We start from the raw sequence: 24391 nt of genomic DNA, 5'->3' as shown, positions 1-24391 counted from the left end.
ACAGAATGTAACTACTCAGGACGGGGCATCTTCTTGTCCGGCAAAGCCGAACAAGAAGCGTCGGAGATTCCTCCAATGTGAGAACTGGATGGAAAATCCGCTTACAAGCAAGCTTGACATGGATTTTTTTGACAGATCTCCTGCCGTCCTGAATCGTTACAACAGAATGTGGATGAAAAGCAGATAGGATGTGAGAATTTGGTAAGTGCAAAGAAGGTTCCCCAGCGGCAGTGTGTCGGCTGTGGGGAAATGAAAAACAAAAAAGAGATGATTCGGATTTTGAAGACTCCGGAAGGAAGCTTTACGCTGGATACCACCGGCAGAAAAAACGGACGGGGAGCTTACCTATGTCCCTGTATGGAGTGCTTCCGCAAGGCGGTAAAGGGCAGGGGTCTGGAGCGCTCTTTTAAGATGGCGATTCCGAAAGAGGTATATGAGACACTGGAAAAGGAGATGGAGCAGCTTGGATAACCGACAGAAGATTTTAAATCTGATTGGCCTTGCAACCAAGGCCGGGAAAACAGCCAGCGGAGAGTTTTCTACGGAAAAAGCGGTAAAGGGCGGCACTGCCCATCTGGTGATTGTATCGGAAGAGGCATCTGACAATACGAAAAAAATGTTCACCAATATGTGTACTTACTATAAAGTTCCAATCTGCTATTTCGGCGGAAAAGATGAGCTGGGCCATGCCATGGGAAAGGAGATGCGGGCATCTCTTGCTGTGGTAGAGGAAGGGCTGGCAAAGGCAATCGTGAAACAAATGAATATGATCGGAGGTAGTGAGTGTGAGAGTAAATGAACTGGCAAAAGAGATAGGAAAAACAAGTAAGGAGGTGTTGGATGTGCTTCAGAAAGAGAATCAGGATGTAAAATCCCATTCCTCCAATATTACCGATGCACAGGTAGGTATGGTAAAAAAGGCATTTGATGGCGCCGGAGATAAGAAGGCAGAGGGAGATTCACCGAAAAAGAAATTGGCGGCTGTATATCGTCCGCAGAACTCCCAGCAGCGTCCGACTCAGCGCCCTCAGAACCAGCAGCGTTCTCAGCAGAGCACTGCAGCGCGTCCGCAGAGTCAGCCGCAGCAGAGCAGCGCTCCGGCAGGCCAGACTCCTGTACGGGAGGCGGCAGCTCCGGCAGCACCGGCTGCTTCTCAGACAGCAGCACCGGCTCAGAATCAGACAGCAGGACGTGAGGTAAGAAATCAGGGCGGCTTTAGCGGCAGCCGTGACAATCGCAGTCAGGGCGGCTTTAATGGCAATCGTGATAACCGCGACAATCGCGGTCAGGGCGGCTTTAATGGCAATCGTGATAACCGTGATAATCGTGGTCAGGGCGGCTTCAGCGGCAATCGTGATAACCGCGACAATCGCGGCCAGGGCAGCTTTAACGGCAATCGCGATAACCGCGACAATCGTGGTCAAGGCGGCTTTAATGGAAACCGTGATAACCGTGGCCAGGGCGGCTTCAGCGGCAGTCGTGATAACCGTGGTCAGGGTGGCTTTAATGGCAATCGTGATAACCGCGACAATCGCGGCCAGGGCGGCTTTGGGGGAAACAGAGACGGAAGAAGCCAGGGCCAGGGCGGTTTTGGCGGCAACCGCGACAATCGCGGCCAGGGCGGCTTTGGAGGAAACCGGGACGGAAGAAGCCAGGGCCAGGGTGGTTTTGGCGGCAATCGTGATAACCGTGGCCAGGGCGGCTTTGGCGGCAATCGCGACAATCGCGGCGGCCAGGGCAGCTTCGGAGGAAACAGAGACGGAAGAAGTCAGGGTCAGGGCGGCTTTGGAGGAAACCGCAGCGGTTCCGGCCGTCAGGGCCAGAGAGACGGCGGTGCAAAGAATTACGATACACCGATTCAGACTAAGCCCAGCAGCAACCGTCAGGTAAAGAATGCCCACAAAAACGATCGTTATGATAAAACAAGAAATATGGAGGACGGAGCAGGACGCAAGGGCGGAAAGGTTTCTAAGCATCCATTTATTATGCCTCAGAAGCCAGTGGCAGAGAAGGTGGAAGAAACCATTAAGATGATTACCATTCCTGAGTCTCTGACCATTAAGGAGCTTGCTGAAAAGATGAAGCTGCAGCCCTCTGCAATTGTAAAGAAGCTGTTTTTGCAGGGACAGATTGTAACCTTAAACTCTGAGATCGATTTTGAAAAGGCAGAAGAGATTGCCATGGAGTATGAGGTTCTCTGTGAGAAGGAAGAAAAGGTAGACGTAATTGCCGAGCTTTTGAAGGAGGATGAGGAAAACGAGGAGGATATGGTTTCCAGACCGCCGGTTGTCTGCGTTATGGGCCATGTTGACCACGGTAAAACCTCTCTTCTGGATGCAATCAGACAGAGTAATGTAACCTCCAGAGAGGCAGGCGGTATTACCCAGCACATCGGTGCTTATACTGTAGATGTACGGGGACAGCAGATTACATTCCTGGATACACCGGGACATGAGGCATTTACTGCTATGCGTATGCGCGGCGCTCAGTCTACGGATATTGCTATTCTGGTTGTTGCTGCTGACGACGGTGTTATGCCTCAGACCATTGAGGCGATTAACCATGCAAAGGCAGCAGAGGTAGAGATTATTGTTGCAATCAACAAGATCGATAAGCCCAGCGCCAATGTAGACAGAGTAAAGCAGGAGCTGTCTGAGTATGAGCTGATTCCCGAGGACTGGGGCGGCAGCACCATTTTTGTTCCTGTTTCTGCTCATACAAAAGAAGGAATTCCGGAGCTTTTGGAAATGATTCTTCTGGCAGCAGAGGTGAAGGAGTTAAAGGCGAACCCCAACCGCAAGGCAAGAGGTCTTGTAATTGAGGCAGAGCTGGATAAAGGAAAAGGACCGGTAGCAACCATTCTGGTACAGAAGGGTACCCTACGGGTTGGAGATAATGTAACAGCAGGTCCTTGCTATGGTAAGGTTCGTGCGATGATGGATGATAAGGGACGCCGCGTAAAAGAGGCAGGTCCGTCCATGCCAGTTGAGATCCTGGGACTGAACGACGTTCCGGGTGCAGGAGATGTGCTGATGTCTACAGAAAACGAGAAAGAAGCACGTTCCTATGCAGAGACTTTCATTGCAGAAAGTAAGAACAAGCTGCTTGAGGATACCAAATCCAAGCTGTCCCTGGATGATCTGTTCAGTCAGATTAAGGCAGGTAATGTAAAAGAACTGCCGCTGATTATCAAGGCTGACGTACAGGGTTCTGTAGAGGCAGTAAAGCAGAGTCTTGTGAAGCTGTCCAACGAAGAGGTTGTAGTAAAGGTTATTCATGGCGGCGTAGGCGCAATCAACGAGTCCGACGTTTCCTTGGCATCTGCATCCAATGCAATTATTATCGGTTTCAACGTGCGTCCTGACGCAACAGCCAAATCCATTGCAGAGCGAGAAAAAGTAGATCTCCGTCTGTACCGTGTAATTTACCAGGCAATCGAGGATGTAGAGGCTGCTATGAAGGGTATGCTGGATCCGGTTTTCGAGGAAAAGGTAATTGGTCACGCAGTGGTTCGTCAGACTTTCAAGGCATCCGGAGTAGGTACTATTGCAGGCGCATATGTTATGGACGGAAAGTTCCAGAGAGGCTGTTCCTGCCGCATTACCCGCGACGGCGAGCAGATCTTCGATGGCGGCCTGGCATCTCTGAAGCGGTTTAAGGATGACGTGAAGGAAGTAGCAACCGGCTATGAGTGCGGACTTGTATTCGAGAAGTTTAACGATATTCAGGAAGATGATATGGTAGAGGCATACATGATGGTTGAGGTGCCCCGCTAAGCTTCATTCCGGGCGTGTGGCCGGCCAATGCCGCCTGACATCAGGAAGGAAAGAAATATGAGAAAAAACAGCATTAAAAATACAAGAATCAATATGGAAGTACAGAGGGAGTTAAGTGAAATTATCCGTCTGGAAATCAAGGATCCCCGGGTAAACGGCGCCATGACCAGCGTTGTTGCAGTGGAGGTGACACCGGATCTGAAATACTGCAAGGCATACATCAGTGTCCTTGGAGACGAGGAACGGGCAAAAGAGGCGATTACAGGTCTGAAAAGCGCGGTGGGCTATATCCGCCGCGAGCTTGCCCGCCGTGTGAACCTGCGGAATACACCGGAAATCAGCTTTGTGCTGGATCAGTCCATTGAGCATGGCGTAAATATGTCAAGGCTCATTGACGAGGTAACCAGAGACTTGAAAGATTGATGGCATCGTAAAGAAAGACAGATGGTGCAGGATTGATGGAAAGGGTGAGGATCATGCAGAGGAACAGATTGCTGCAGATGGTAGAAGAAGCAAAGACGATCGCCGTTCTGGGACATATTCGTCCCGACGGCGACTGTATCGGCTCCTGTCTGGCGGTATGCAACTATTTAAAGGAGCAGTATCCAGAAAAAAACGTTCAGGTTTATCTGGAGAAACCGCCGGTAAAATTCAGTTATCTTGATTATTTTGATCAGATCAGCCAGAACCCGGCAGAGGATGTTATCTACGATTTATGTATCTGCCTGGACAGCGCTGACAAAGAGAGGCTGGGTGCATTTGTCCGTTATCTTGATACGGCAGCCCACAGTATCTGTCTGGATCACCACATTACAAACAGAGGATACTGCGAGGAAAATGTGGTCTTGCCGGACGCCAGCTCCACCTGTGAGGTTGTTTATGGCTTCCTGGAAAAAGATAAAATCAGCACAGCAGCAGCGGCCTGTATCTATACAGGAATTATTCACGATACCAATGTATTTAAAAACAGCAACACTACGGCAAAAACCATGGAAGCTGCCGGAGATATGATGAGCCGCGGCATTCCGTTTTCCAGAATTATTGATGAAAGCTTTTACCGGAAAACCTATGTGCAGAATCAGATCCTGGGCCGTGCACTTCTGGAAAGCGTGACCTTCCGGGAGGGAAAATGCATATTCAGCGTGGTTCGCCGCAAGGATATGGAATTCTATGGAGTAGAAAGCTCCGATTTGGACGGAATTGTGGATCAGATGCGGGTAACGGAAGGCGTGGAGGTTGCAATTTTCCTTCACGAAACGGAAAATCATGTGTACAAGGTCAGCATGCGCTCCAATAACTATGTGGATGTCAGCAAGGTTGCTGCCTATTTCGGCGGCGGCGGTCATGTGAGAGCTGCCGGATGTACGATGAGCGGAAGCGTACATGATGTCATCAACAATCTGTCCGGGCATATTGACAGACAGATGAAGGAGTATGAAGCGTAGTGGACGGCATTATTAACGTATATAAAGAAAAAGGCTATACCTCTCATGATGTTGTTGCAAAAATGAGAGGTATTTTGCGAATGAAGAAAATTGGACATACTGGTACCCTGGATCCAGAGGCGGAGGGGGTACTTCCCGTCTGTCTGGGAAAGGGAACCAGACTTTGTGATATGCTGACAGATAAGACAAAATCTTACCGGGCAGTGCTTCTTCTGGGAAAGGAGACAGATACTCAGGATACGACAGGAGCTGTTCTGGCGGAGAATCCTGAGGCGGCGGCTTCTGTAACAGAAGAACAGGTGCGTCAGGCGATTCTGAGCTTTCTGGGGATTTATATGCAGGTGCCCCCCATGTATTCAGCTTTAAAGGTCAACGGCAAAAAACTGTATGAGCTGGCCCGTGCCGGAAAGGAAATCGAAAGACAGGCCCGTCCGGTGGAGATTCTGGACATTCAGATAGAAAAAATTGATTTGCCCCGGGTAACCTTTCATGTATCCTGCAGCAAGGGAACCTATATCAGAACCCTGTGCTATGATATAGGAAGAAAGCTGGGCTGCGGCGGATGTATGGAGTCTCTTCTCCGCACACGAGTAGACCGTTTCTGTCTGGAGGATAGTTTGACTCTGTCTCAGATTGAGGCTCTGCGGGATGAAGGACGGGTTGAAGAGCATGTGCTTCCGGTTGATTCTGTATTTCTGGATTATCCAAAATTCTGCATGAAGCGGGGAGAGGGCGATAAGCTGGTACATAACGGAAATCCATTTCGGGCGGATGAAACGATTTTCACAGTGGAAAGCGGCGTTTGCGCTGGGGCAGAGGCTTGTGCCGGAACAGAGTCTTGCTCTGAGGAGGAGGCTTGCAAAGGAAACGACAGCTGTTTGACTGTCCGAGTGTATGACAGTGAAGACCAGTTTATTGGGCTTTACCAGTACGAAGAAGAAAAGCAGCGGTACCGCCCGCAAAAAATATTTCTGGGAGGAAAATAAACATGCGCGTAATCACCGGAACCAGGGAGTTTCAGATTGAAGAGCCTACGGCAGTAACCATCGGAAAATTTGACGGACGCCACAAGGGACATCAGAAGCTTCTTCGGGAAATGCTTTGTTTTAAAGAGAGACAGGGATTGAAGGCAGCTGTATTTACCTTTGACATGGCTCCTTCTGGCGTGATGCGCGGGCAGATTCAGACGGTGATTACGACCAATCAGGAACGGCGGAACAAAATGGCTAAAGTGGGCATTGATTACCTGGTGGAATATCCATTTGATCAGGAGACAGCCCACATGCAGCCGGAAGATTTTGTATCAGAGGTTCTGGTCAGACAGATGCATGCAAAAGCAGTTGTTGTGGGAACAGACTGCAGCTTTGGATACAAGGGAAAAGGTAATGTGCAGCTTTTGAAGGAAATGTCAAAGTCCTGTGGATTTGAAGCCGTGATTATTGAAAAAGAGCAGGATGATCACCGGGATATCAGCAGCACCTATGTGCGGGAAGAACTGGATCTGGGCAATATAGAAAAGGCCAATGAGCTTCTGGGAGAGCCCTATGCCATTCACGGCGTTGTGGTTCACGGCAATCATATCGGCGGTACAGTCCTGGGCTTTCCCACTGCCAATATTCTTCCGCCGCCGGAAAAGCATCTGCCGCCCTTTGGTGTATATGTATCTCAGGTGCTGGTGGATGGGAGACTGTACCGCGGTGTGACTAACATTGGAAAAAAACCTACGATTGCAGGAGAAAGTCCGGTAGGGGTGGAAACCTTTATTATGGGGCTGGAAGAAAATCTGTATGGAAAAGAGATCGAGGTTCAGCTTCTTAATTTTGAGCGTCCGGAGCAGAAATTTGCTTCTCTGAAAGAGTTGAAGGAACGGATTGAGAAGGACAAGGAGTATGCGGCTGCTTACTTTGAAGGGTTACCAGATTATTGGAAAAAATGAGTGATATAAATGGAAGGCTGACTGAAGAGGTCGGCCTTTTTTGGTATCAAGATTGGGGGAGAAGGCTGGATCCTACACAAAGTCGAGGGTGGATTTTGCATTTTGGGCTGGAAAGGGTTGGATTCTGCACAAAATCAGGTAGCGATTTTGCATTTTGGGAAGAAAAAGGTATAATCTGCAAAATATGGGGCAGTTCTTTTTGTGGGATAAAAAAGGATTGATTGTAATTCATTCACAGCTATTCTTATTTTTATCATCGATACGGAAGGTATCTGGAATCTGGGCGTGCTGGAAGCACATAATGTAGATAGAGACGGAGAGATGTCTGAAGCAATCAGCTCAGTAATACAATCTGCTTTGGCATTGAGCCTTTCGGTAGAGAAGATTGCACAAATCTGTGGCTGCGGAGTGGATTATGTGAGGCAGATTCAGGAATCCATGGAGAATGTGACTGCAGAACAATAACAGAAGGTAAATGGGAAGAAGCTGGGCAGATTAGATAAATGCGATAACCATGTTCCGCACAAGTAATATAAAAAATTGACATTTACCATATGAAAAGTTAAAATTAAAAATAGTTAAAAAAAGAAATGTTTTAGGAAAGAATTTTGAGAGTATGTGAAGGAAACAGGTTTTATCATACTTCAAATGAATGAGCAGAGGATTTTATGATAGCAGAAAAGAGAGAGAAACAGATTTTGCGGCTATCGTTTTTTTCAGGGCTTTTGTTTGCCGCAGTGGAGTATATTTTTTCTATATACAGCCACTCTCAGTCCGCATTGACGGATGCTGTATACGATGCATCGGAGCTGGTATTTATTGCGCTTCTTTTGTTTTTGACGCCATTATTTCATAAGCCAGTATCGGAGAAGCATCCTTATGGATATTTCCAGGTGGAATCGATTTTTGTAATTATTAAAGGTGTTATGATGCTGTCTGTAACCATGGGCGTATCTGCAGAGGTACTGGATTCTGCTTTGTCAGGAGGTAATCCTGTTGATACGGCGCAGGTTTCTCTGTTTCAGTTTTGTCTTGGCGTTGCCAGTGTTTTGATTTTTCTGGTGATGAAAAGGATGAACCGCAGTTTGTCGTCGCCAACCATACAGGCAGAGCTTTTGGGATGGAAGCTGGATATTGCTTATAGTATGGGAATGTCTCTTGCATTTTTTGCATCCCGGTATCTGGAAAGGACGCCGCTTGGATTTATTTCTCCGTATTTTGACCAGCTGGTGGCAGTATTTGTTATGGTATGTATGCTTCCAGAAAGTATCAAGGTTTTATGGGGAGCAATGAAGGATGTTTTTCTGTTTTCCCCGGAACAGGAATTTACCGATGATGTGAAGGCCATCTGCACCCCGATCATGGAGAAGTATGGTTTTGAACCGGTCTTTTTTGATATTACAAAAACAGGACGTCATGTGTGGGTGGCAGTTTATTTTCATATTGAAGAGGAGAGTCTGAAGGTGGAGATCTTATCTTCTGCATTGACTTACGTAAATAAGGAAATCAGGGAAAGATTTCAGGAAGCGACTTGTGAGCTGATTCTGGTTCCGAACACACAGCAGCAGCCTGAAGGAGATGAGAAAGGAAAAAGAGATGAATATACAGATTTTTGGAACAAAAAAGTGCAATGACACAAAGAAGGCAGAGCGTTTTTTTAAAGAGAGAGGAATCCGGTATCAGTTTATTGATATGAAGGAAAAGGGCATGAGTAAGGGAGAGTTTCTTTCTGTTGCCCAGGGAAATGGCGGACTGGAAAATATGATTCAGTGGGAGGGAAAGGATCATGATACCCTTGCTCTGATTCGGTACCTTGCTGATGAAGATAAGCTGGAAAAAGTTCTGGAAAATCCGCAGGTGATAAAAACTCCTGTTGTCAGAAACGGAAAGAAATCAACGCTGGGATACCAGCCGGATGTGTGGAAAACCTGGGATTAAAAGGGGGAAAAGAAAGATGAAATTGTATGCAGCCTGCATGATGTGCCTGTTGTCTGCGCAGGAAAGAAAGCTGCGGGAGTACAGGGATGAGGATAAAAAAGCAAGGTATATAAAGGAACTGATGCGTTTGACTGCGGAGAGTAAGGACGATGCCTGCGCGCCCTGGCTGGCGGCCAGGATTGGAGAGGTCTATGAAAAATACTTTGGCGCTCCGGAGGATTACGGCCCCATAAAGGAGTCCTATAATCGTCTCGTTATGGATATGGAGTCGGAGATTGAGGGAAAAATCAGGAGTGCAAAAGATCCTCTTTACACCGCTATGAGGTATGCAAGAATCGGAAATTATATTGATTTTTCTGCAGTCAGTGATGTAAGGCCGGAGGAATTTTTATCCCTTCTGGATCGGGAGAAGGATTCGATTGATGAGGAGGAGTACAGGCATTTTATCAGGGAACTGGAAGGGGCAGAACGCCTTGTTTATCTTCTGGATAATTGTGGAGAGATTGTGCTGGACAAGCTGGTTATCCGCATACTCAAGGAACAGTATCCTCAGCTGAAGATAACGGCTATTGTCCGTGGGGCCCAGGTGATCAACGATGCTACAGTAGAGGATGCGGTATTTACGGGCCTTACCGGGGAAGCAGAGGTAATCGGAAATGGAGATAATGCAGCAGGAACCATTTTATCACGGATTTCCCCGGAAGCATCAGCTACCATTGAAGTAGCCGATGTGATTCTTTCCAAAGGCCAGGGGAATTTTGAAGCGCTTCATGGATGTGGGCTTAATATTTATTATCTTTTCCTGTGCAAATGTGACTGGTTTATGAAAAAGTTCCAGGTAGAACGGTATCAGGGGATGTTTGTAAATGAGCGGCGGGTTCATGTGTGGAATGAGAATTGAGGCAGGATGGGCGCTCTGCCGCACTTATTTTCAAACCCTTCGGCTGTCAAAATAGGGAAACTGATCGATTGCATCCAGAATATCACGGAAGTCATCGCGGGGAGCTATTTTGATATAGTTTTTTAGGATTTCCTGCTCTCTGTCTTTAAAGGGGCCATAAAAAATATCATAAAGATTGTGGCCCCTAAGATATATTTTAATTTCTTCCAGGTGCTCTTTTATGTCTTCTGGAGAGGTGAAATTCCGGCCAAGAACCTGCACTAGCTGCTGGCCGCTGCGGAGCCGATACAGATACTCATTCCATTTTTCGTACAGTACAGAATAAAACATTTCTTCGGACTCTACAATGCCAAGAGCAGCCATAATTTTCGGATTCAGAAAATAATTTTCAAAGGAATAATATTTTAAAATCAGTACATTTCGCCGTGTGACTCTGGGCAGCTGATCCACATCTTCCAGATTCCGCTCATCGTAGTAACGGCACAGCTGGGAAGCCAGCTCTTCCGGATCCTTGCCGTCGCCATCTCGGATCATGAGAAACTGATCCCGAATATATACCTGATTCATGTATTTTAAATTGGCATAGGTTCGAATGTTGGTACAGCTGTTGGTGGTGAGAATGGAAATCCGGGCAAGCCGTCCCTGGCTGTCGTGGATTTCTGAATAATAGTGTTCCAGCAGCAGGGGGAGACGGGATTTATCCTGCTTTCCTTCTACGATGAATACAAAGCGGACGTTCATGAGATCGTTGGCGCCATAGCCCAGATCGTCCAGAATCTGTCCCAGATCGGTTTTGGGGCGTATGATGGAATATCGGTCCTCGTCCAGAACCATCTGACGGATCTGACGTTTGGTAAAGTTAAACAGGAGATCCGGAGAGTGGGTTTTAAATATTACCTGATTCTTTTTGGAAAGGCGGTACAGGATCTCACTGCAGATTTTCTGAAGTTGCGGATGAAGGAAAATCTCCGGATCCTCTACGACAATCAAGCTGGGGATTCGTCCGGGTTCGGTAATGTAGGTTTCCAGAAGAGACAGCATGTAGATGCTTCTCATGCCTTTTCCCATAAGCTCCACTGGTTTCACGGTCCTGGTCTGTGGGTTAAAGGAGGAGACCTCCAGGGAGAAAAGCTGATCGATATCATAATTCAAGGTAAAATGAATCTCCTCAAATCCTCCGTTTTTTCGGAAATTGTGATTGAGCTTTTCGGAAAAATCACTGAGATTCAGCTGATAAATTTTCGATTCCAGAAGACGGGCCGTTTCTGCCGCAGTCAGCTCTTCTGGTTTTTTCTGGTAAATTAATCCCAGGCATTGAAAGCAGTGATTGCACTGCTTGGCCTGTTCAAAGAGACAGGAGCCGGATCGCAGTTTTTTCAGCTGGACATTTTCCTGAAACATCAGCAGATCGTTCTGCAGAAGCTCCAGATCCCGTTCTGCGGTGATGCGGTAAATCCGGGGAAGGAGCATGGGAATATAAGGGTTATTTTTCCGGAATCCGTCCTCATAGCGGATTTTTCCGTCCCGGTTTACATGAAAGGTAAAGGTCAGCTCCCGATTTTCCTGAGAATAGGAGGGGAAGCGTTCGTAAAAGGTTCTGAGCCAGACCTCATATCTGCGGTACTGGCTGACAATCCCCATATAGTGAAACAGCTTCAAATCTTCTTCGTCAATGGAAATCGATGCTTCAATGCGGATGGCCTGAAGCTTTTCGTTAAAATCAGATTCCTGGACAGGATAATAGCCGCAGACAGCGCAGATGGCATCCAGAACGGAGGTCTTTCCTGTGTTGTTTTTTCCTACCAGAATCAGAGCACTGTCAATGTCGGTAATTTCCATGTCGCGGATGGATTTGAAGTTATGAATGTGCAAATAAGTAAGCTGCATAAGCGCCTCCTGAAAGAAAACGAAACCCGGTTACAGATAAGTCCAGTATAAATCAGAGCTGGGAAAGGGACAACCGGTTTTTGAAAAAATGCAGCTTCTTTACATACCCGTACCTGTTTCGGAGGCCTCCTTCAGCCAGTCTACCCACACAGAATAGTATTTTCCCAGCACATGGGAACCATCTGTGGAGTAATCTGCCTTCAGATTGCCGTTTTCATCATCAAATACCGGATTTACATCAAGATAGAAGCAGCTGTTTTCTTCGGCAAGGGCCTGGATTCCGCTGTTGAGGCGGTTGATTTTTTCGTTGTTGTAGGTACTGCTTGAGGCTGATTTGTTTCCGGTAACATGAAGGTTGGCCTGGAGAACCAGGATTGCCCCCGGCTGAAGAGACTGAATGGTATCTACTACAGATTGGTATTTTTTGATAATGCTGCTGTATTCGTAACCCAACTCATTGATTCCCAGCATCAGGTAAATGGTTTGAAATTGCCTTCGAGACAAAACTTCCCTTAATGTCAGCTTGTTCCCGCTTTTTGTTTTTATACGGGAATCAAACAGGTTGAATACACTCATTCCGGAATCTGCAAAAACCTCAGCCTGTCCCAGATCTCCATATTCGGAAAGGCCGGCAGTCCTGGAGTCTCCAATAAAAAGCACATTGGTGAAATCGGGATTTTCCGGGATAGAGAGGGCGTTCTGTGTGGAGATTTCTGGGAGAGCGGAGGGATGGCTGTCCCCTGAAACTTCTGTGGCTGAGGAAACCGTGCCGGATTCCTCAGCAGCCGGAGAGACGTTTTCGGAGCCGGACACTGCCATGTCGTTGGAAGCAGAACTGTCAGCTGGGAGCGGAGCTGCCGGATTTCTCTCAGAAGAAGCTTCCTGGTCTGCGCCTGGTTCAGCAGGAGGCTTTTCGGCCAATGTCTGTCCTCCATCGGCGTATGCCTTTGCAGTCATTCGGAGATCGGTTCCGATATCGATGATTTCAGCGGCTACGGCTTCCGCCACAGAATCCGGAATCATCCGCGCTGCAGCAGCGCCGGAAAGGCTGATGGTTAAAAGTATGGTATACCAGTATTTTCTCATAATGTACATCTCCATTAAAATCTAAAATATAAAAAAGGATCATCTGCACCCAGCTTCATCAGGTACACACAGCCCCAGAAAACTGCCAGAAGAGGGGCGGCGGTGAAAAGGGAGCTTTTGTACCGCCTGTAAAGCTTTTCCGGCAGTCCGGTCATGAAAATCAGTCCGGCGATAAGGGAAACCAGGTAAATCTGCCCATATTTCAGATAATCGCCGGAGAAAAAGGTAAACTCTGCGTGGGGCGTCATAAAGGGGAAAAGACGGAGAAAGTAAATTTTCATCTGTCCCAGATCCGTAACTGCAAAAATCAGCCAGTTGAGAGGAATAATCAGCATCATATAAAGATGTCCCAGAAGGGGGAACCGATGTAAAATCCGCCCCAGTCCGGCTTTTTCTATAAAAATCAACAGAAACAGTGCCAGTCCCCACAGGAGGAAATTCCAGCTGGCTCCATGCCAGAAGCCTGTAAGCAGCCAGACAATCAGCAGGTTTCGGATCATGGTAAGGCTGCCTGCTCTGTTTCCTCCCAGGGGAATGTAAATGTAATCACGAAACCAGCTTCCCAGGGTGATATGCCATCTGCGCCAGAATTCAGTCATGGACAGAGACAGATAGGGATGGGCGAAGTTGTCAGGCAAGGAAAAGCCCATCAGCTGTCCCAGGCCTTTTGCCATCAGAGAATAACCGTAAAAGTCAAAGTAAATCTGCAGGCTGAAGGCGATGATTCCCATCCATGCCAGGGGAGTGGAAATGCTTTCGAAGCCGATGGCTTCTACCTGACTCCAGAGCCGCCCCACCTGATTGGCAAGCAGAACCTTAAATCCAAGTCCCAGAGTAAATTGCCGCAGTCCTTCTTCAAAATTTGGAAGATTGCAGGTACGGCAGTGAAGCTGCTGACGGATGGAATTGTAGGTGACAATAGGACCGGCAATCAGCTGGGGGAACATGGTAATATACATTCCGTAATCAATAAAGGAAGGCTCGTAGGAGGCATCCTTTCGGTAAACGTCTGCCAGATAGGAAATCGCCTGAAAGGTATAAAAGCTGATTCCAATAGGAAGGGGCAGACGGCAGACTGGGAGAAGGAGTTCCAGTCCAAGGTATGTCAGCAGAATATTCAGATTTTCTGCAAAAAAACCGGAATATTTAAACAAAAACAGCCAGAACAGATTGAACACAATACCTGCTGCCAGCCATTTTTTTCGATTTTCTTTTTTTCTGCGCCGTCCAAGGAGAATGCCAATCCGGTAATTGACCCAGATGGACAAAATCAGAAGAAAAAAATACAGAGGCTGATCCTTGACTCCATAAAAATAGAAGATCAGGCTGCCCACAAACAGGCAGAGATTTTTCCATCTGTCGGGACAAATATAATAAAGGAATAAAAATACAGGCAAAAAGCCGAAGAGAAAAATAAGACTGCTGAAAACCATAACTGCCTCCTTTTGTGCATCCTGATGTATGCGTCTGTATAGACCAGCTCCAGCAGCAGGGCCGGAAACTGGAATGATACAGACGTCTGAAGCTTTCATACTATAGACGATGCAGAAAAGGAAAAAGTTTCGCATTTTTTTGCAGCAGAAATCACAAAAAATATCTTCAAATATATAAAAGATGTTCAAAATCCTAAAAAAACGTAGATTTTTGTGGATTTATGTATTATACTAAAATTTGCTGTTGTTTATTTTATGAAAAATCTCTGTGAAATTTATCAGAGGCATAAATGTCGGCAGAGTGGAAATAGGGCAGCAAAAGACAGTTGAAAGAAAGGATGACATAGAGATGGAACTGCAGTGGAATTGGGAGTATCTGACAGAGGTGATGGAAAAGCTCATAGAGACTCCGAGCCCGGTCAGCTATTATGAAGAGATCAATCCTCTGATGGAGAAGCTGGCAGCAGAGCTGGGGTATGAGGTTACGTATGACCGTAAGCATACTGTTTATATTAAGGTTCCGGGAAAGAACAGGGAGAAGACCGTCTGTGTAGGCGCTCATCTGGATACTCTGGGACTGATGGTAAAGAGAATTGACGAAGATGGAATGATTCGCGTGAGAAATCTGGGCGGAATTAATTTTAATAATATTGAAGGAGAGACAGTGACCGTTCATACCCGCAGCGGAAAGACCTATACAGGTCTGGTTGCTTGTCAGTCCCATTCTGTTCATGTGTATGACGATGCAAAAACTCTGGAGAGAAATGAAAATACGATGATGGTGATCCTGGATGAGGATGTGCATTCTAAGGAAGAGGTTAAGGCATTGGGCATTGAAAACGGAGATATTTTATCTCTGGAGCCTCATTTTACTGTAACTCCCAGTGGATTTATTAAATCTCGCTTTATCGATAACAAAGCGTGTGCAGCATGCAGTCTGGCTTTGTTAAAAGTTATGAAGGAACAGAATCTGACACCGGTCTGTGATACATGGTTTGTATTCCCGCATTATGAGGAGATTGGTCATGGCGGTGCTTATGTGCCGGATGAGGTTAGTGAGTACCTGGCTCTTGATATTGCTGTGATAGGACCGGATCACAACGGAAGAGAAGACCGGGTAAGCATCTGTGTAAAGGATAACTTCTCTCCGTATGATAGAGAACTGACGGATCGCCTGGTTCGCAAGGCAGAAGCTTTACAGTTGAATTATGCAGCAGATGTATTCTACCGTTATGGAACCGATGGAAGTGCTGCAGTCCGTGCCGGACACAATCTGAAGGCAGGAGCCTTTGGAATGGGAACCTTTGCTTCCCATGGCATAGAGCGTACCCATATGGACGGAGTGAAGAATACAGCAAAGCTTCTGGCGGCCTATGTGCTGGAGGACTGATGAAAACAGAATAGAACGCGGTACTTGCTTGAATGAAAGCCATGCGTTTTAGATAAAGGCCGGGGATTTCCCCATGCCACGCTAAAAAGAGAATAAAAAAGGAGTGTATCAAATGAGAAGAACAGGAAAAATGGTTCTTGCATGCCTTCTGGCAGCATCTGCAATGCTGACAGCCTGCGGCGGCTCCGGAGATACCGGTTCAGCAGGCTCTGCAGGAACAACAACTCAGGCAGCAGCAATTGGTGGAGAATCAAGAAAAGATGGCATTATCCGTGTGGGTATGAGCTCTGACATCACATCTCTGGATCCTCATGCAAACAATGATGTAAACTCATCTAACGCAACCCGTCATATCTACAATAACCTGGTTCGTGTTACGAATGATGGTGAGGTTCTGGGCGATCTGGCAGAAAGCTGGGAGTTCCTGGATGATATGAACGTACAGTTTAAGCTGAAGGAGGGCGTTAAGTTCTCTGACGGAACCCCGTTAACTTCTGAGGATGTAAAGTTTTCTCTGGAGAGACAGAAAGCATCTGCAAAGGTTGGTCATCTGGTAGCTATGATCGATACTGTTGAGGTTGTAGACGATCTGACCTTTATTATCCATATGAATCAGCCGTCTAACGCACTGCTGACCTCTCTGGCTCATGCAGGCGGAGCAATCCTTTGCAAGAGCTACACCGAGAAGCTGGAGAGCGAAGGCAAGAAGCTGGCAGACGCTCCCATGGGAACAGGCCCATACACCTTTGTTTCCTGGATGGCAGGCACCAGCGTAGAGCTGAAGAAGAATCCCAATTACTTTGATCCGGAAAGAGCAGCAAAGAACGAGGGTCTGATCCTGAAGGCAATTACCGAAGAGACCTCCCGTACCATCGCTCTGGAGAACGGTGAGATTGACGTGCTTCTGAATGTAGGTACCAACGACGCTCAGAAGATCCGTGAGAACAGCAACCTGATTCTGGATGAGTTTGAATGCGCGCAGAATGAGATGGTCGTTATGAATACCACGAAACCGCCGTTTGACAACAAGCTGGTAAGACAGGCTGTAAACTATGCAGTAAACAAAGAGGACGCTCTGATCGTTGCAATCAACGGTGAGGGAACTACCATTGACGGATACCTGGCTCCGGCTGCAATTGGTGCAAAGGATACTGCAGTGAAGTACGAGTATAATCCGGAGAAGGCAAAAGAGCTTCTGGCTGAGGCTGGTTATGCAGATGGATTTACCTTTACTGTATTTTCTTCCAGTGACGGACGTTCCAGAGCAGCAACTGCAATTCAGGCAAACCTGCAGCAGGTTGGCATTACCATGAATATTGAGCAGATGGAGTCCTCTACCTTCTATGAGAGAACCGGAAAAGGTGAGCATGATGCATGTATGCAGGGCTGGGCAGAGAACGCTGAGCCGGATAACACCTACCGTCCGCTGTTTATGAGCAAAAATGCAGGTGCAGGCGGAAACCGTGCATTCTATAAGAATCCGGAAGTAGATGCTCTGATTGACGATGCAGCTACCAACCGGGATGCAGCAAAGGTTGACGAGGATTACAAGAAGATTACTGAGATCGTATCTGACGATGCTATCTGGGTTCCCCTGTATTCTCAGACCGGTTTTGTTGCAAGAAACAAGGATCTGCAGGGCGTGGAGATTTCTACTTTCAGCATGCATGTTTTAAGCGGCGCTCATTACGAGTAATTGTTTGACAGTGAAAGCAGAGTTTCCGGATAGTGAACGGAAAGCTTCTGCTGCTGAATGAAAGATGGGAGGGCACATGCCGGAGGGTATGTGCTCTCCTGCGATAAAGGACTAAAACAACAGAGAGGAGAGTGTGAGATGCACAAATACGTCTTTAAACGGCTGCTGATGCTGATTCCGGTTATTCTTGGTGTATCTTTCCTGGTATTTTTTATTATGTCCCTGGCTCCCGGTGATACAGCTCGGAGCATTCTGGGTGAGACGGCTCCTCAGGAGGCGGTGGAAGCCCTGCGTGAGGAATTAGGACTGAATGATCCGGTACTGGTGCGTTACTATCATTACATGGTAGATCTGCTTCATGGCGATCTGGGTGAGTCCTACAAATCTGGTCAGCCGGTTTTTTCTGAGGTAATGGCTCGTTTCCCGGCAACCTTAAAGCTTGCTTTCTGGGGAATGCTGTTTGCGGTAACCTTATCCATTCCCATTGGAATTATTTCTGCAACCAAGCAGTATTCCATTACAGACAGCGTCAGCATGGTTCTGGCACTTCTGGGTGTTGCAACCCCGAACTTCTGGCTGGGCCTGATGCTGATTATCGGATTTTCTCTGCATCTGAAATGGTTCCCCTCCGGCGGTGATGCAGGCTGGAGATCTCTGGTTCTTCCGGTTATTACACTGGGAACCGGATGTATGGCAAGTATTACAAGAATTACCCGTTCTTCCATGCTGGAGGTTGTCCGTCAGGATTATATTCGTACTGCTAAGGCAAAGGGTGTCAGCAGCCGTGTGGTTATTTACAAACACGCTCTGAAAAATGCCCTGATTCCGGTAGTTACGGTAGTTGGTCTGCAGTTTGGTTCTCTGTTAGGCGGTGCAGTTCTTACTGAGTCTGTATTCTCATGGCCGGGTGTTGGTACCTACCTGGTAAACAGCATTAAGGCAAAGGATACCCCTGCAGTACTGGGATGTGTTATTATCTTCTGTATCTGTTTCAGTATTGTAAACCTGGTGGTAGATATTCTGTATGCTTACATTGATCCGAGAATTAAGTCGAAATATAAATAGGAGGTGACGTCAAGTGGAAAGAACAGTAGAAACACAGAAAAAGCGCAGTATGGCACTGGAAATCTGGCGTCGTCTGCGAAAAAATAAAATGGCAATGTTAGGCCTTGTGATTCTGGTAATGCTGGCTCTGACAGCAATCTTTGCAGATGTCATTGCCGATTACGATACCAAGGTAATTGCCCAGGATATCAAAAACCGTCTTCAGGGACCCAGTATGGAGCATTGGTGCGGAACCGATGAGTTTGGCCGTGATATTTTTGCCCGTCTGGTGCATGGTTCCAGAGTTTCTCTGGTTGTGGGCCTGATTTCTGTAAGTATTTCTCTTCTGATGGGCGGAGCTCTTGGAGCAATTGCCGGATACTATGGCGGCAGAGTGGATAACGTGATCATGAGAATCATGGATATTTTCCTGGCAGTGCCCAGTATTTTGCTGGCCATGACTATTGTGGCAGCTCTGGGAACCAGTCTGATCAACGTAATGCTGGCTATCGGTGTTTCCGGTATTCCGGGATATGCTCGAATTGTCCGGGCATCCGTTATGAGTATTAAGGATCAGGAGTTTGTAGAGGCATCCCGTGCTATTGGTGCAAAGAGTCCCACTACGATTTTCCGTGAGATTCTGCCGAACTGTCTGGCTCCGATCATTGTTCAGGCAACCCTGTCTGTAGCAGGAGCAATCCTGTCTACTGCGTCCTTAAGCTTCATTGGTCTGGGCGTACAGCCGCCGTCTCCGGAGTGGGGCGCAATGCTGTCCGGCGGAAGAAACTATTTAAGAGACGCACTTCATCTGACACTGTTCCCCGGCCTTGCCATTGTGATTACCATTCTGGCACTGAATCTGCTGGGTGACGGACTGCGTGACGCACTGGATCCGCGGTTAAAACAGTAGGAGGTACATGATGGACGAGAAAAATTATACCATTGATATTGAGAATCTTTCTGTACGGTACGAGACAGCTGACGGAGTTGTAGAGGCGGTCAATGGCATTGACTTAAAGATTGAGAGAGGAAAAACTCTGGGTCTGGTGGGAGAGACTGGTGCAGGAAAGACCACAACGGCTCTTTCTATTCTGCGCCTGATTCCCAATCCGCCGGGAAAAATCACCGGAGGAACCATTAAGCTGCAGGGAAAGAACGTTTTTGAATATAGTGAGCATGAGATGGAATCCATCCGTGGAAATCATGTTTCTATGATTTTCCAGGATCCAATGACCTCTCTGAATCCGGTTATGACCGTAGGCGATCAGATCGCAGAGGAAATTCAGCTTCACGATAAGAAGATTGATAAAAAGCAGGCTCTGGATAAGGCAAAGGCCATGCTGGAAATGGTTGGCATTCCGGGACAGCGTGCGGCAGAGTATCCTCATCAGTTTTCCGGCGGCATGAAGCAGCGTGTAGTAATTGCTATGGCACTTGTATGCAATCCGGATCTTCTGATTGCTGATGAGCCGACGACGGCTCTGGATGTAACCATTCAGGCGCAGGTGCTGGATCTGATGCAGAAACTGAAGGAGCAGTACAATACCTCCATGCTGATGATTACCCATGACCTGGGAATTGTGGCTGAGGTTTGCGATGAAGTCAGCATTATGTATGCAGGACGAATTGTAGAGCATGGAAATCTGGAGGATATTTTTGAGAATACCAGCCATCCCTACACAGAGGGCCTGTTTGGTTCTCTTCCGGACATTGAACACCGCACAGAGGAGCTGCATCCCATTCCGGGTCTGATGCCAGATCCGACAGATCTGCCCAGCGGATGCCCCTTCCACCCCCGGTGTGCTTACTGCACAGAGCTGTGCAAAACAAGGCGTCCGGTGGAAACACGGCTGTCAGATACCCATACCGTTGCCTGTCTGGCCTATGAGGAAGGCACAGGAGTTGTGTTAGGAGGAAAGCGCAGTGAGTAATGCAATTTTAGAGGTAAAAAACCTGAAAAAATATTTTAATACCCCGGGCGGCGTCCTTCATGCGGTGGATGATGTCAGCTTTACTCTGGAAAAGGGAAAAATCCTCGGCGTAGTAGGAGAGTCCGGCTGCGGAAAGTCTACCATGGGACGTGCAATCCTGCGGCTTCATGAGCCGACCTCCGGTGAGGTTTTGTTTGAGGGAAAGGATATTACAAAGATTTCCACAGAGGAGATGAGAAAGCTTCGCTCTGAGATGCAGATCATTTTCCAGGATCCCTTTGCTTCTCTGAACCCGAGAAAAACCGTCAGCGAGATTATCGGAGAGCCCTTGCGTCTCCACAAAATTTACAAGTCAGCAGCGGAGCGGCAGAAGCATGTTCTGGAGCTGATGGAGGTAGTAGGACTGGCAGAGCGTCTTGTAAATACCTATCCTCACGAGCTGGATGGCGGCCGCAGACAGAGAATCGGAATTGCCAGAGCTCTGGCACTGAATCCCAAGTTTATCGTTTGTGACGAGCCTGTTTCTGCCCTGGATGTTTCCATTCAGGCACAGATTTTGAACCTGTTAAAGCGGTTAAAGAAAGAGCGTGGTCTGACCTATATGTTCATTACCCACGATCTTTCTGTTGTAAATTATTTCTCTGATGATATTATGGTTATGTACCTGGGCAAAATGGTGGAATATGCACCGTCTGAGGAGCTGTTTGAGAATCCGGTTCATCCGTATACAAAAGCGCTGCTTTCTGCAATTCCAGTACCGAGGCTGCGTGAGAAGAAGGAGAGAATCCTGCTGAAGGGCGAGATCACTTCTCCTATCGACCCGAAGCCGGGCTGCCGTTTTGCACCTCGCTGTGCGTATGCGAAGGACTGCTGCTTTAAGGAGTCTCCGGAGCTTAAGGATATTGGAAACGGACATAAGGTGGCATGCCACTTCAGTGATGAGTTTTGTAAATAGGCTTTCATAGTTTGAATGGAGAAGAACAATGGACATTAAGATTGACAGACAATTTATTGCAGACTGTTTTCGTGATTTCGTAAACGTTCCAAGCCCGGTCAGCTATTATGATGAGATTTTGCCTCTGGTAGAGGAGTATGCAGCAAAGTTCGGATATCCGGTTACCTATGACAGAAAGAATACTCCCTACATTACCCTGGAGGGAGAGGATAATTCCAAAACCGTTATGGTAGGCGCACATATGGATACCCTGGGTCTGATGGTTCGTAAAATTGAGAAGGACGGAACCCTGCGGGTACGCCAGCTGGGCGGAGTTTCTTTCCAGAGTATTGAGGGAGAAACCATGACGGTTCATACCAGAAGCGGAAAGAGCTATACTGGTCTGATGGTTTGCCAGTCTCATTCCACCCATGTATTTGATGATGCAAGAAGTCTGGAGCGGGATGAGAATACTATGATGATCAGCCTGGATGAGAAGGTAGAAACCAGAGAGGATGTACTGGCTCTCGGCATTCGGCATGGAGATGTAATTTCTTTTGATCCTCACTGCACGATTACGGAAAACGGCTATGTAAAATCTCGTTTTATCGATGATAAAATGGCAGTGGCAGCGGTGTTTGCAGCTCTGAAATACATGACAGAGAATGGATTAAAGCCCAAGTACCGCACCCTTCTTTCCTTCCCGTTTTATGAGGAAATCAACCATGGCGGCGCATATATCCCACCTGAGGTTGAGGAGTTTGTGGCTATCGATATTGGCCTGATTGGACCGGATTATGACGGCAATGAGCGGACTGTAAGTATCTGCGTAAAGGATAATTTCTCTCCTTATGACAGAAATCTGACAGGAAAGCTGATTGCTGAGGCAGAGGCAAATGATATTAAGCATGCCATTGATATTTTCTACCGGTACGGCACAGATGCCAATGCAGCTGTGAGAGCTGGAAACAATGTGAGAGGCGCAGCCTTTGGTATGGCCTGCTATTGCAGTCACGGAATGGAGAGAACCCATTTAGACGGCGTAGTAGAGACTGTAAAGCTGGCAGTGGCTTACATGATGGATTGGAAATAATCAGCAAGTCAGCAGCTGAATCAGCAACAGAAAATAAAAAAGGATGAGAATGCGGTGGGTTTTCTGGCTTTTGTTTGGATAATCCGCCGCAGTTTTTTAGGAAAATGACATTTTATGAGAAAATGGCGATTGTCTGCCGCAGGATTCCCCGGGGAACCGTAGCTACTTATGGGCAGATTGCGCTGCTGTGCGGAGCTCCGACTCATGCCAGACAGGTAGGCTATGGGTTGAAGCATGATCTGGCGGGAGAGGATATACCAGTTCACCGGGTAGTCAATGCAAAGGGAATATTAAGCGGAGCAGCTGCCTTTGAAACCTGGGATATGCAAAAACAGCTTCTCACTGGCGAGGGGGTAGAGGTTCTGTGGACAGAAGATGGCTGGAAGGTGGATTTAAAAAAATTTGGCTGGAAAAACACAATGGAAGAGGCAGAAGCCATTGCGCAGAAGCTGAAAATGTGTTATACTGACGGAGCTGAGGGCGGGAAGGATACAACGCCGGAGGGAAAATAGAACATGGTGATGTGGAGCAGCAAATATGCGGAAGCGGTAAGCCATGAAAATAGAAAATGGCCGGATGGCCGACTGGTTCGTGAACCTCCCAGGATAAAAAACTAGGCAAATCAAATAATACACGCTGAAAGTCAGGGTGCTGTTTTTGTTGTTGTCTGAAGGTTCAGGCAGGAACAAAAGCAGCATTTTTTTGTCATAGGAAATTACGTCCTATGAAACAAAAACGCTCTTCGGGGATTGCCATACGGCGAAAGAGAATTTTGCCGCAGAAGCGGATTTTGCCGCAGAAGCGACCTGCCGCAGGCGAAGAAAAATGGATGCTGGTGCGGGAATGTAAAAGACATATTTTTGTTGCAGAGGGAGAAAAAATGGAAAGAAGAAATGTGATTATTGACTGTGATCCTGGCATTGATGACAGCCTTGCTATTATGCTGGCACTTTCTCTGGAGGAGCTCCATGTAGAGGGGATTACGATTGTATGTGGAAACAGTCCAGTGGAAATGGGCGCTGGAAATGCGAGAAAGGTGTTAAAACAGATGAACCGGCTGGATGTGCCGATATATCTGGGTGCGGAAAAGCCTTTGAAACGGGAATATGTCAGCGCCCTGGATACCCATGGAGCGGATGGTCTGGGCGAGAGCTGGCTGCCTGAGGTGCCGGAGGTGAAGCAGGATATGAATGCGGTGGAATTTCTCTCACGGACAATCAGAGAAAGAATCGATGATAAAACAGGATGTTCTGTGATTGCTCTGGGACCTATGACAAATCTGGCTCACCTGATTCAGACAGATCCGGAGGCTTTTTCTATGATAGAAGAGATTGTTTCTATGGGAGGAAGCTTCAAAAGTCATGGGAACTGTTCACCTGTTGCTGAGTATAATTACTGGGCAGATCCGGATGGGGCAGCTCTTGTCTATGAGACAGCTGCCAGTCAGAGAAAGAAAATAGTGATGGTAGGCCTTGATGTGACGAGAAAGATTGTGCTGACGCCGAATCTTTTGGAATATATGAAGCGTCTGAATCCGGAAACAGGTCAGTTTGTGCAGGCAATTACAAAGTTTTATTTTGATTTTCACTGGGAGTGGGAGCATTTGATTGGCTGTGTAATTAACGATCCTCTGGCAGTTGCCTGGTTTGCAGATCCAAGCCTGTGCAGCGGATTTGAGGCCTATATGGCAGTGGAGACAGGAGGAATTTCTATGGGGCAGACTGTAGTGGATTCCATGGGATTCTACCGCAGAGAAGCCAATGCTTTGATATTGACTCAGACAGATGCAGTGAGGTTTTTCCGTATGTTTTTCTCTCGGATTCTGGGGATGGAAGAGGATAAGCTGGATTTGCTGGACAGTCTTGTGGAAGGAAAATAAAAAGGAAAGGAGTTTGGATATA

At 47.2% G+C, this 24391-nt stretch carries 23 protein-coding genes and 1 riboswitch; of the genes, 20 read left to right on the top strand and 3 right to left on the bottom strand.

Annotated features, from left to right (window positions below; translation table 11 throughout):
• Positions 1–198 precede the first annotated feature (198 nt).
• From rnpM to ACESON_RS13145, 11 genes are all read left to right on the top strand, one after another.
• Positions 199–471 (top strand): RNase P modulator RnpM, encoded by a 273-nt coding sequence (rnpM, locus tag ACESON_RS13195; RefSeq protein WP_373110372.1) that lies wholly within the window; start codon positions 199–201, stop codon positions 469–471.
• On the top strand, positions 464–799 hold the full coding sequence (locus ACESON_RS13190) for a ribosomal L7Ae/L30e/S12e/Gadd45 family protein (RefSeq protein WP_177958463.1): 336 nt from the start codon (positions 464–466) through the stop codon (positions 797–799). The genes rnpM and ACESON_RS13190 overlap by 8 nt, the downstream gene beginning before the upstream one ends.
• A complete protein-coding gene (gene infB / locus ACESON_RS13185) occupies positions 786–3776 on the top strand; it encodes a translation initiation factor IF-2 (RefSeq protein WP_373110370.1) in 2991 nt (996 codons plus the stop codon). Before ACESON_RS13190 ends, infB begins: the two co-directional genes overlap by 14 nt.
• Positions 3777–3833: 57 nt before the next feature.
• Positions 3834–4199, top strand: a complete 366-nt coding sequence (rbfA, locus tag ACESON_RS13180; RefSeq protein WP_177958369.1) for a 30S ribosome-binding factor RbfA — start codon at positions 3834–3836, stop codon at positions 4197–4199.
• A 53-nt stretch (positions 4200–4252) separates the two neighbouring features.
• Positions 4253–5221: a bifunctional oligoribonuclease/PAP phosphatase NrnA gene (locus tag ACESON_RS13175; RefSeq protein ID WP_373110367.1), complete on the top strand. Its 969-nt coding sequence runs from the start codon at positions 4253–4255 to the stop codon at positions 5219–5221.
• Positions 5221–6207 carry a tRNA pseudouridine(55) synthase TruB gene (gene truB / locus ACESON_RS13170; protein ID WP_373110365.1) on the top strand — a complete coding sequence of 329 codons (987 nt, stop codon included), beginning with the start codon at positions 5221–5223 and terminating at the stop codon, positions 6205–6207. The genes ACESON_RS13175 and truB overlap by 1 nt, the downstream gene beginning before the upstream one ends.
• Positions 6208–6209: 2 nt before the next feature.
• Positions 6210–7157, top strand: coding sequence for a bifunctional riboflavin kinase/FAD synthetase (locus ACESON_RS13165; RefSeq protein WP_177958372.1), 948 nt, complete (start codon positions 6210–6212; stop codon positions 7155–7157).
• A 285-nt stretch (positions 7158–7442) separates the two neighbouring features.
• Positions 7443–7622 (top strand): hypothetical protein, encoded by a 180-nt coding sequence (locus ACESON_RS13160; RefSeq protein WP_177958373.1) that lies wholly within the window; start codon positions 7443–7445, stop codon positions 7620–7622.
• Positions 7623–7825: 203 nt separating this feature from the next.
• Positions 7826–8791, top strand: a complete 966-nt coding sequence (locus ACESON_RS13155; RefSeq protein WP_177958374.1) for a cation transporter — start codon at positions 7826–7828, stop codon at positions 8789–8791.
• On the top strand, positions 8754–9095 hold the full coding sequence (locus ACESON_RS13150) for an ArsC/Spx/MgsR family protein (protein ID WP_177958375.1): 342 nt from the start codon (positions 8754–8756) through the stop codon (positions 9093–9095). The genes ACESON_RS13155 and ACESON_RS13150 overlap by 38 nt, the downstream gene beginning before the upstream one ends.
• Before the next feature lie 16 nt (positions 9096–9111).
• Positions 9112–9996 (top strand): DUF89 domain-containing protein, encoded by an 885-nt coding sequence (locus tag ACESON_RS13145; RefSeq protein WP_373110363.1) that lies wholly within the window; start codon positions 9112–9114, stop codon positions 9994–9996.
• Between the two features lie 30 nt (positions 9997–10026).
• Here ACESON_RS13145 and ACESON_RS13140 read toward each other — a convergent pair whose 3' ends face one another.
• The 3 genes from ACESON_RS13140 to ACESON_RS13130 form a co-directional block, all read right to left on the bottom strand.
• The gene (locus ACESON_RS13140; RefSeq protein ID WP_373110362.1) at positions 10027–11883 is read right to left on the bottom strand and encodes an ATP-dependent endonuclease; all 1857 of its coding nucleotides are present in this window, start codon (positions 11881–11883) and stop codon (positions 10027–10029) included.
• 99 nt (positions 11884–11982) lie between these two features.
• Positions 11983–12969, bottom strand: coding sequence for a GDSL-type esterase/lipase family protein (locus tag ACESON_RS13135; RefSeq protein ID WP_373110360.1), 987 nt, complete (start codon positions 12967–12969; stop codon positions 11983–11985).
• Positions 12970–12983: 14 nt separating this feature from the next.
• On the bottom strand, positions 12984–14402 hold the full coding sequence (locus ACESON_RS13130; RefSeq protein ID WP_373110358.1) for an MBOAT family protein: 1419 nt from the start codon (positions 14400–14402) through the stop codon (positions 12984–12986).
• A 349-nt stretch (positions 14403–14751) separates the two neighbouring features.
• On the opposite strand from ACESON_RS13130, the gene ACESON_RS13125 reads away from it, so the two are divergent.
• The 9 genes from ACESON_RS13125 to ACESON_RS13085 all read left to right on the top strand — a co-directional run bounded on the left by ACESON_RS13125 (position 14752) and on the right by ACESON_RS13085 (position 24369).
• Entirely contained in the window at positions 14752–15792 is a 1041-nt protein-coding gene (locus tag ACESON_RS13125) for a M42 family metallopeptidase (RefSeq protein ID WP_373110357.1), read from the top strand.
• 112 nt (positions 15793–15904) lie between these two features.
• Entirely contained in the window at positions 15905–17488 is a 1584-nt protein-coding gene (locus ACESON_RS13120) for an ABC transporter substrate-binding protein (protein WP_373110356.1), read from the top strand.
• A gap of 138 nt (positions 17489–17626) precedes the next feature.
• Complete coding sequence (gene nikB / locus ACESON_RS13115) at positions 17627–18553, top strand: nickel ABC transporter permease (protein ID WP_177959545.1); 927 nt, start codon at positions 17627–17629, stop codon at positions 18551–18553.
• Positions 18554–18602: 49 nt separating this feature from the next.
• Positions 18603–19442 (top strand): ABC transporter permease, encoded by an 840-nt coding sequence (locus ACESON_RS13110; protein ID WP_373110434.1) that lies wholly within the window; start codon positions 18603–18605, stop codon positions 19440–19442.
• Between the two features lie 10 nt (positions 19443–19452).
• Positions 19453–20463, top strand: coding sequence for an oligopeptide/dipeptide ABC transporter ATP-binding protein (locus ACESON_RS13105; protein WP_177959575.1), 1011 nt, complete (start codon positions 19453–19455; stop codon positions 20461–20463).
• A complete protein-coding gene (locus ACESON_RS13100; protein ID WP_177959547.1) occupies positions 20456–21418 on the top strand; it encodes an oligopeptide/dipeptide ABC transporter ATP-binding protein in 963 nt (320 codons plus the stop codon). Before ACESON_RS13105 ends, ACESON_RS13100 begins: the two co-directional genes overlap by 8 nt.
• A 28-nt stretch (positions 21419–21446) precedes the next feature.
• On the top strand, positions 21447–22490 hold the full coding sequence (locus ACESON_RS13095) for a M42 family metallopeptidase (protein ID WP_177959548.1): 1044 nt from the start codon (positions 21447–21449) through the stop codon (positions 22488–22490).
• A 104-nt stretch (positions 22491–22594) separates the two neighbouring features.
• The gene (locus ACESON_RS13090; RefSeq protein ID WP_373110354.1) at positions 22595–23002 is read left to right on the top strand and encodes an MGMT family protein; all 408 of its coding nucleotides are present in this window, start codon (positions 22595–22597) and stop codon (positions 23000–23002) included.
• Between the two features lie 67 nt (positions 23003–23069).
• Positions 23070–23113: riboswitch (PreQ1 riboswitch) on the top strand.
• Positions 23114–23214: 101 nt separating this feature from the next.
• Positions 23215–24369, top strand: coding sequence for a nucleoside hydrolase (locus ACESON_RS13085; RefSeq protein WP_373110353.1), 1155 nt, complete (start codon positions 23215–23217; stop codon positions 24367–24369).
• Positions 24370–24391: the final 22 nt, after the last annotated feature.

The sequence above is a fragment of the Lachnoclostridium sp. Marseille-P6806 genome, from assembly GCF_964238185.1.
GTDB lineage: Bacteria > Bacillota > Clostridia > Lachnospirales > Lachnospiraceae > Brotaphodocola.
The sequence above is the reverse complement of the archived record's forward strand: the minus strand, read 5'-3'. Positions and strand labels throughout refer to the sequence as shown.

Coding starts and splice junctions, on each gene's coding strand:
- rbfA (WP_177958369.1), top strand. CDS start 3,834: ATGAGAAAAAACAGCATTAAAAATACAAGAATCAATATGGAAGTACAG.
- ACESON_RS13105 (WP_177959575.1), top strand. CDS start 19,453: ATGGACGAGAAAAATTATACCATTGATATTGAGAATCTTTCTGTACGG.
- ACESON_RS13145 (WP_373110363.1), top strand. CDS start 9,112: ATGAAATTGTATGCAGCCTGCATGATGTGCCTGTTGTCTGCGCAGGAA.
- ACESON_RS13085 (WP_373110353.1), top strand. CDS start 23,215: ATGAAACAAAAACGCTCTTCGGGGATTGCCATACGGCGAAAGAGAATT.
- ACESON_RS13155 (WP_177958374.1), top strand. CDS start 7,826: ATGATAGCAGAAAAGAGAGAGAAACAGATTTTGCGGCTATCGTTTTTT.
- ACESON_RS13135 (WP_373110360.1), bottom strand. CDS start 12,969: ATGAGAAAATACTGGTATACCATACTTTTAACCATCAGCCTTTCCGGC.
- ACESON_RS13110 (WP_373110434.1), top strand. CDS start 18,603: ATGGCACTGGAAATCTGGCGTCGTCTGCGAAAAAATAAAATGGCAATG.
- ACESON_RS13130 (WP_373110358.1), bottom strand. CDS start 14,402: ATGGTTTTCAGCAGTCTTATTTTTCTCTTCGGCTTTTTGCCTGTATTT.
- ACESON_RS13150 (WP_177958375.1), top strand. CDS start 8,754: ATGAATATACAGATTTTTGGAACAAAAAAGTGCAATGACACAAAGAAG.
- ACESON_RS13120 (WP_373110356.1), top strand. CDS start 15,905: ATGAGAAGAACAGGAAAAATGGTTCTTGCATGCCTTCTGGCAGCATCT.
- nikB (WP_177959545.1), top strand. CDS start 17,627: ATGCACAAATACGTCTTTAAACGGCTGCTGATGCTGATTCCGGTTATT.
- ACESON_RS13175 (WP_373110367.1), top strand. CDS start 4,253: ATGCAGAGGAACAGATTGCTGCAGATGGTAGAAGAAGCAAAGACGATC.
- ACESON_RS13125 (WP_373110357.1), top strand. CDS start 14,752: ATGGAACTGCAGTGGAATTGGGAGTATCTGACAGAGGTGATGGAAAAG.
- ACESON_RS13165 (WP_177958372.1), top strand. CDS start 6,210: ATGCGCGTAATCACCGGAACCAGGGAGTTTCAGATTGAAGAGCCTACG.
- ACESON_RS13140 (WP_373110362.1), bottom strand. CDS start 11,883: ATGCAGCTTACTTATTTGCACATTCATAACTTCAAATCCATCCGCGAC.
- ACESON_RS13095 (WP_177959548.1), top strand. CDS start 21,447: ATGGACATTAAGATTGACAGACAATTTATTGCAGACTGTTTTCGTGAT.
- ACESON_RS13090 (WP_373110354.1), top strand. CDS start 22,595: ATGACATTTTATGAGAAAATGGCGATTGTCTGCCGCAGGATTCCCCGG.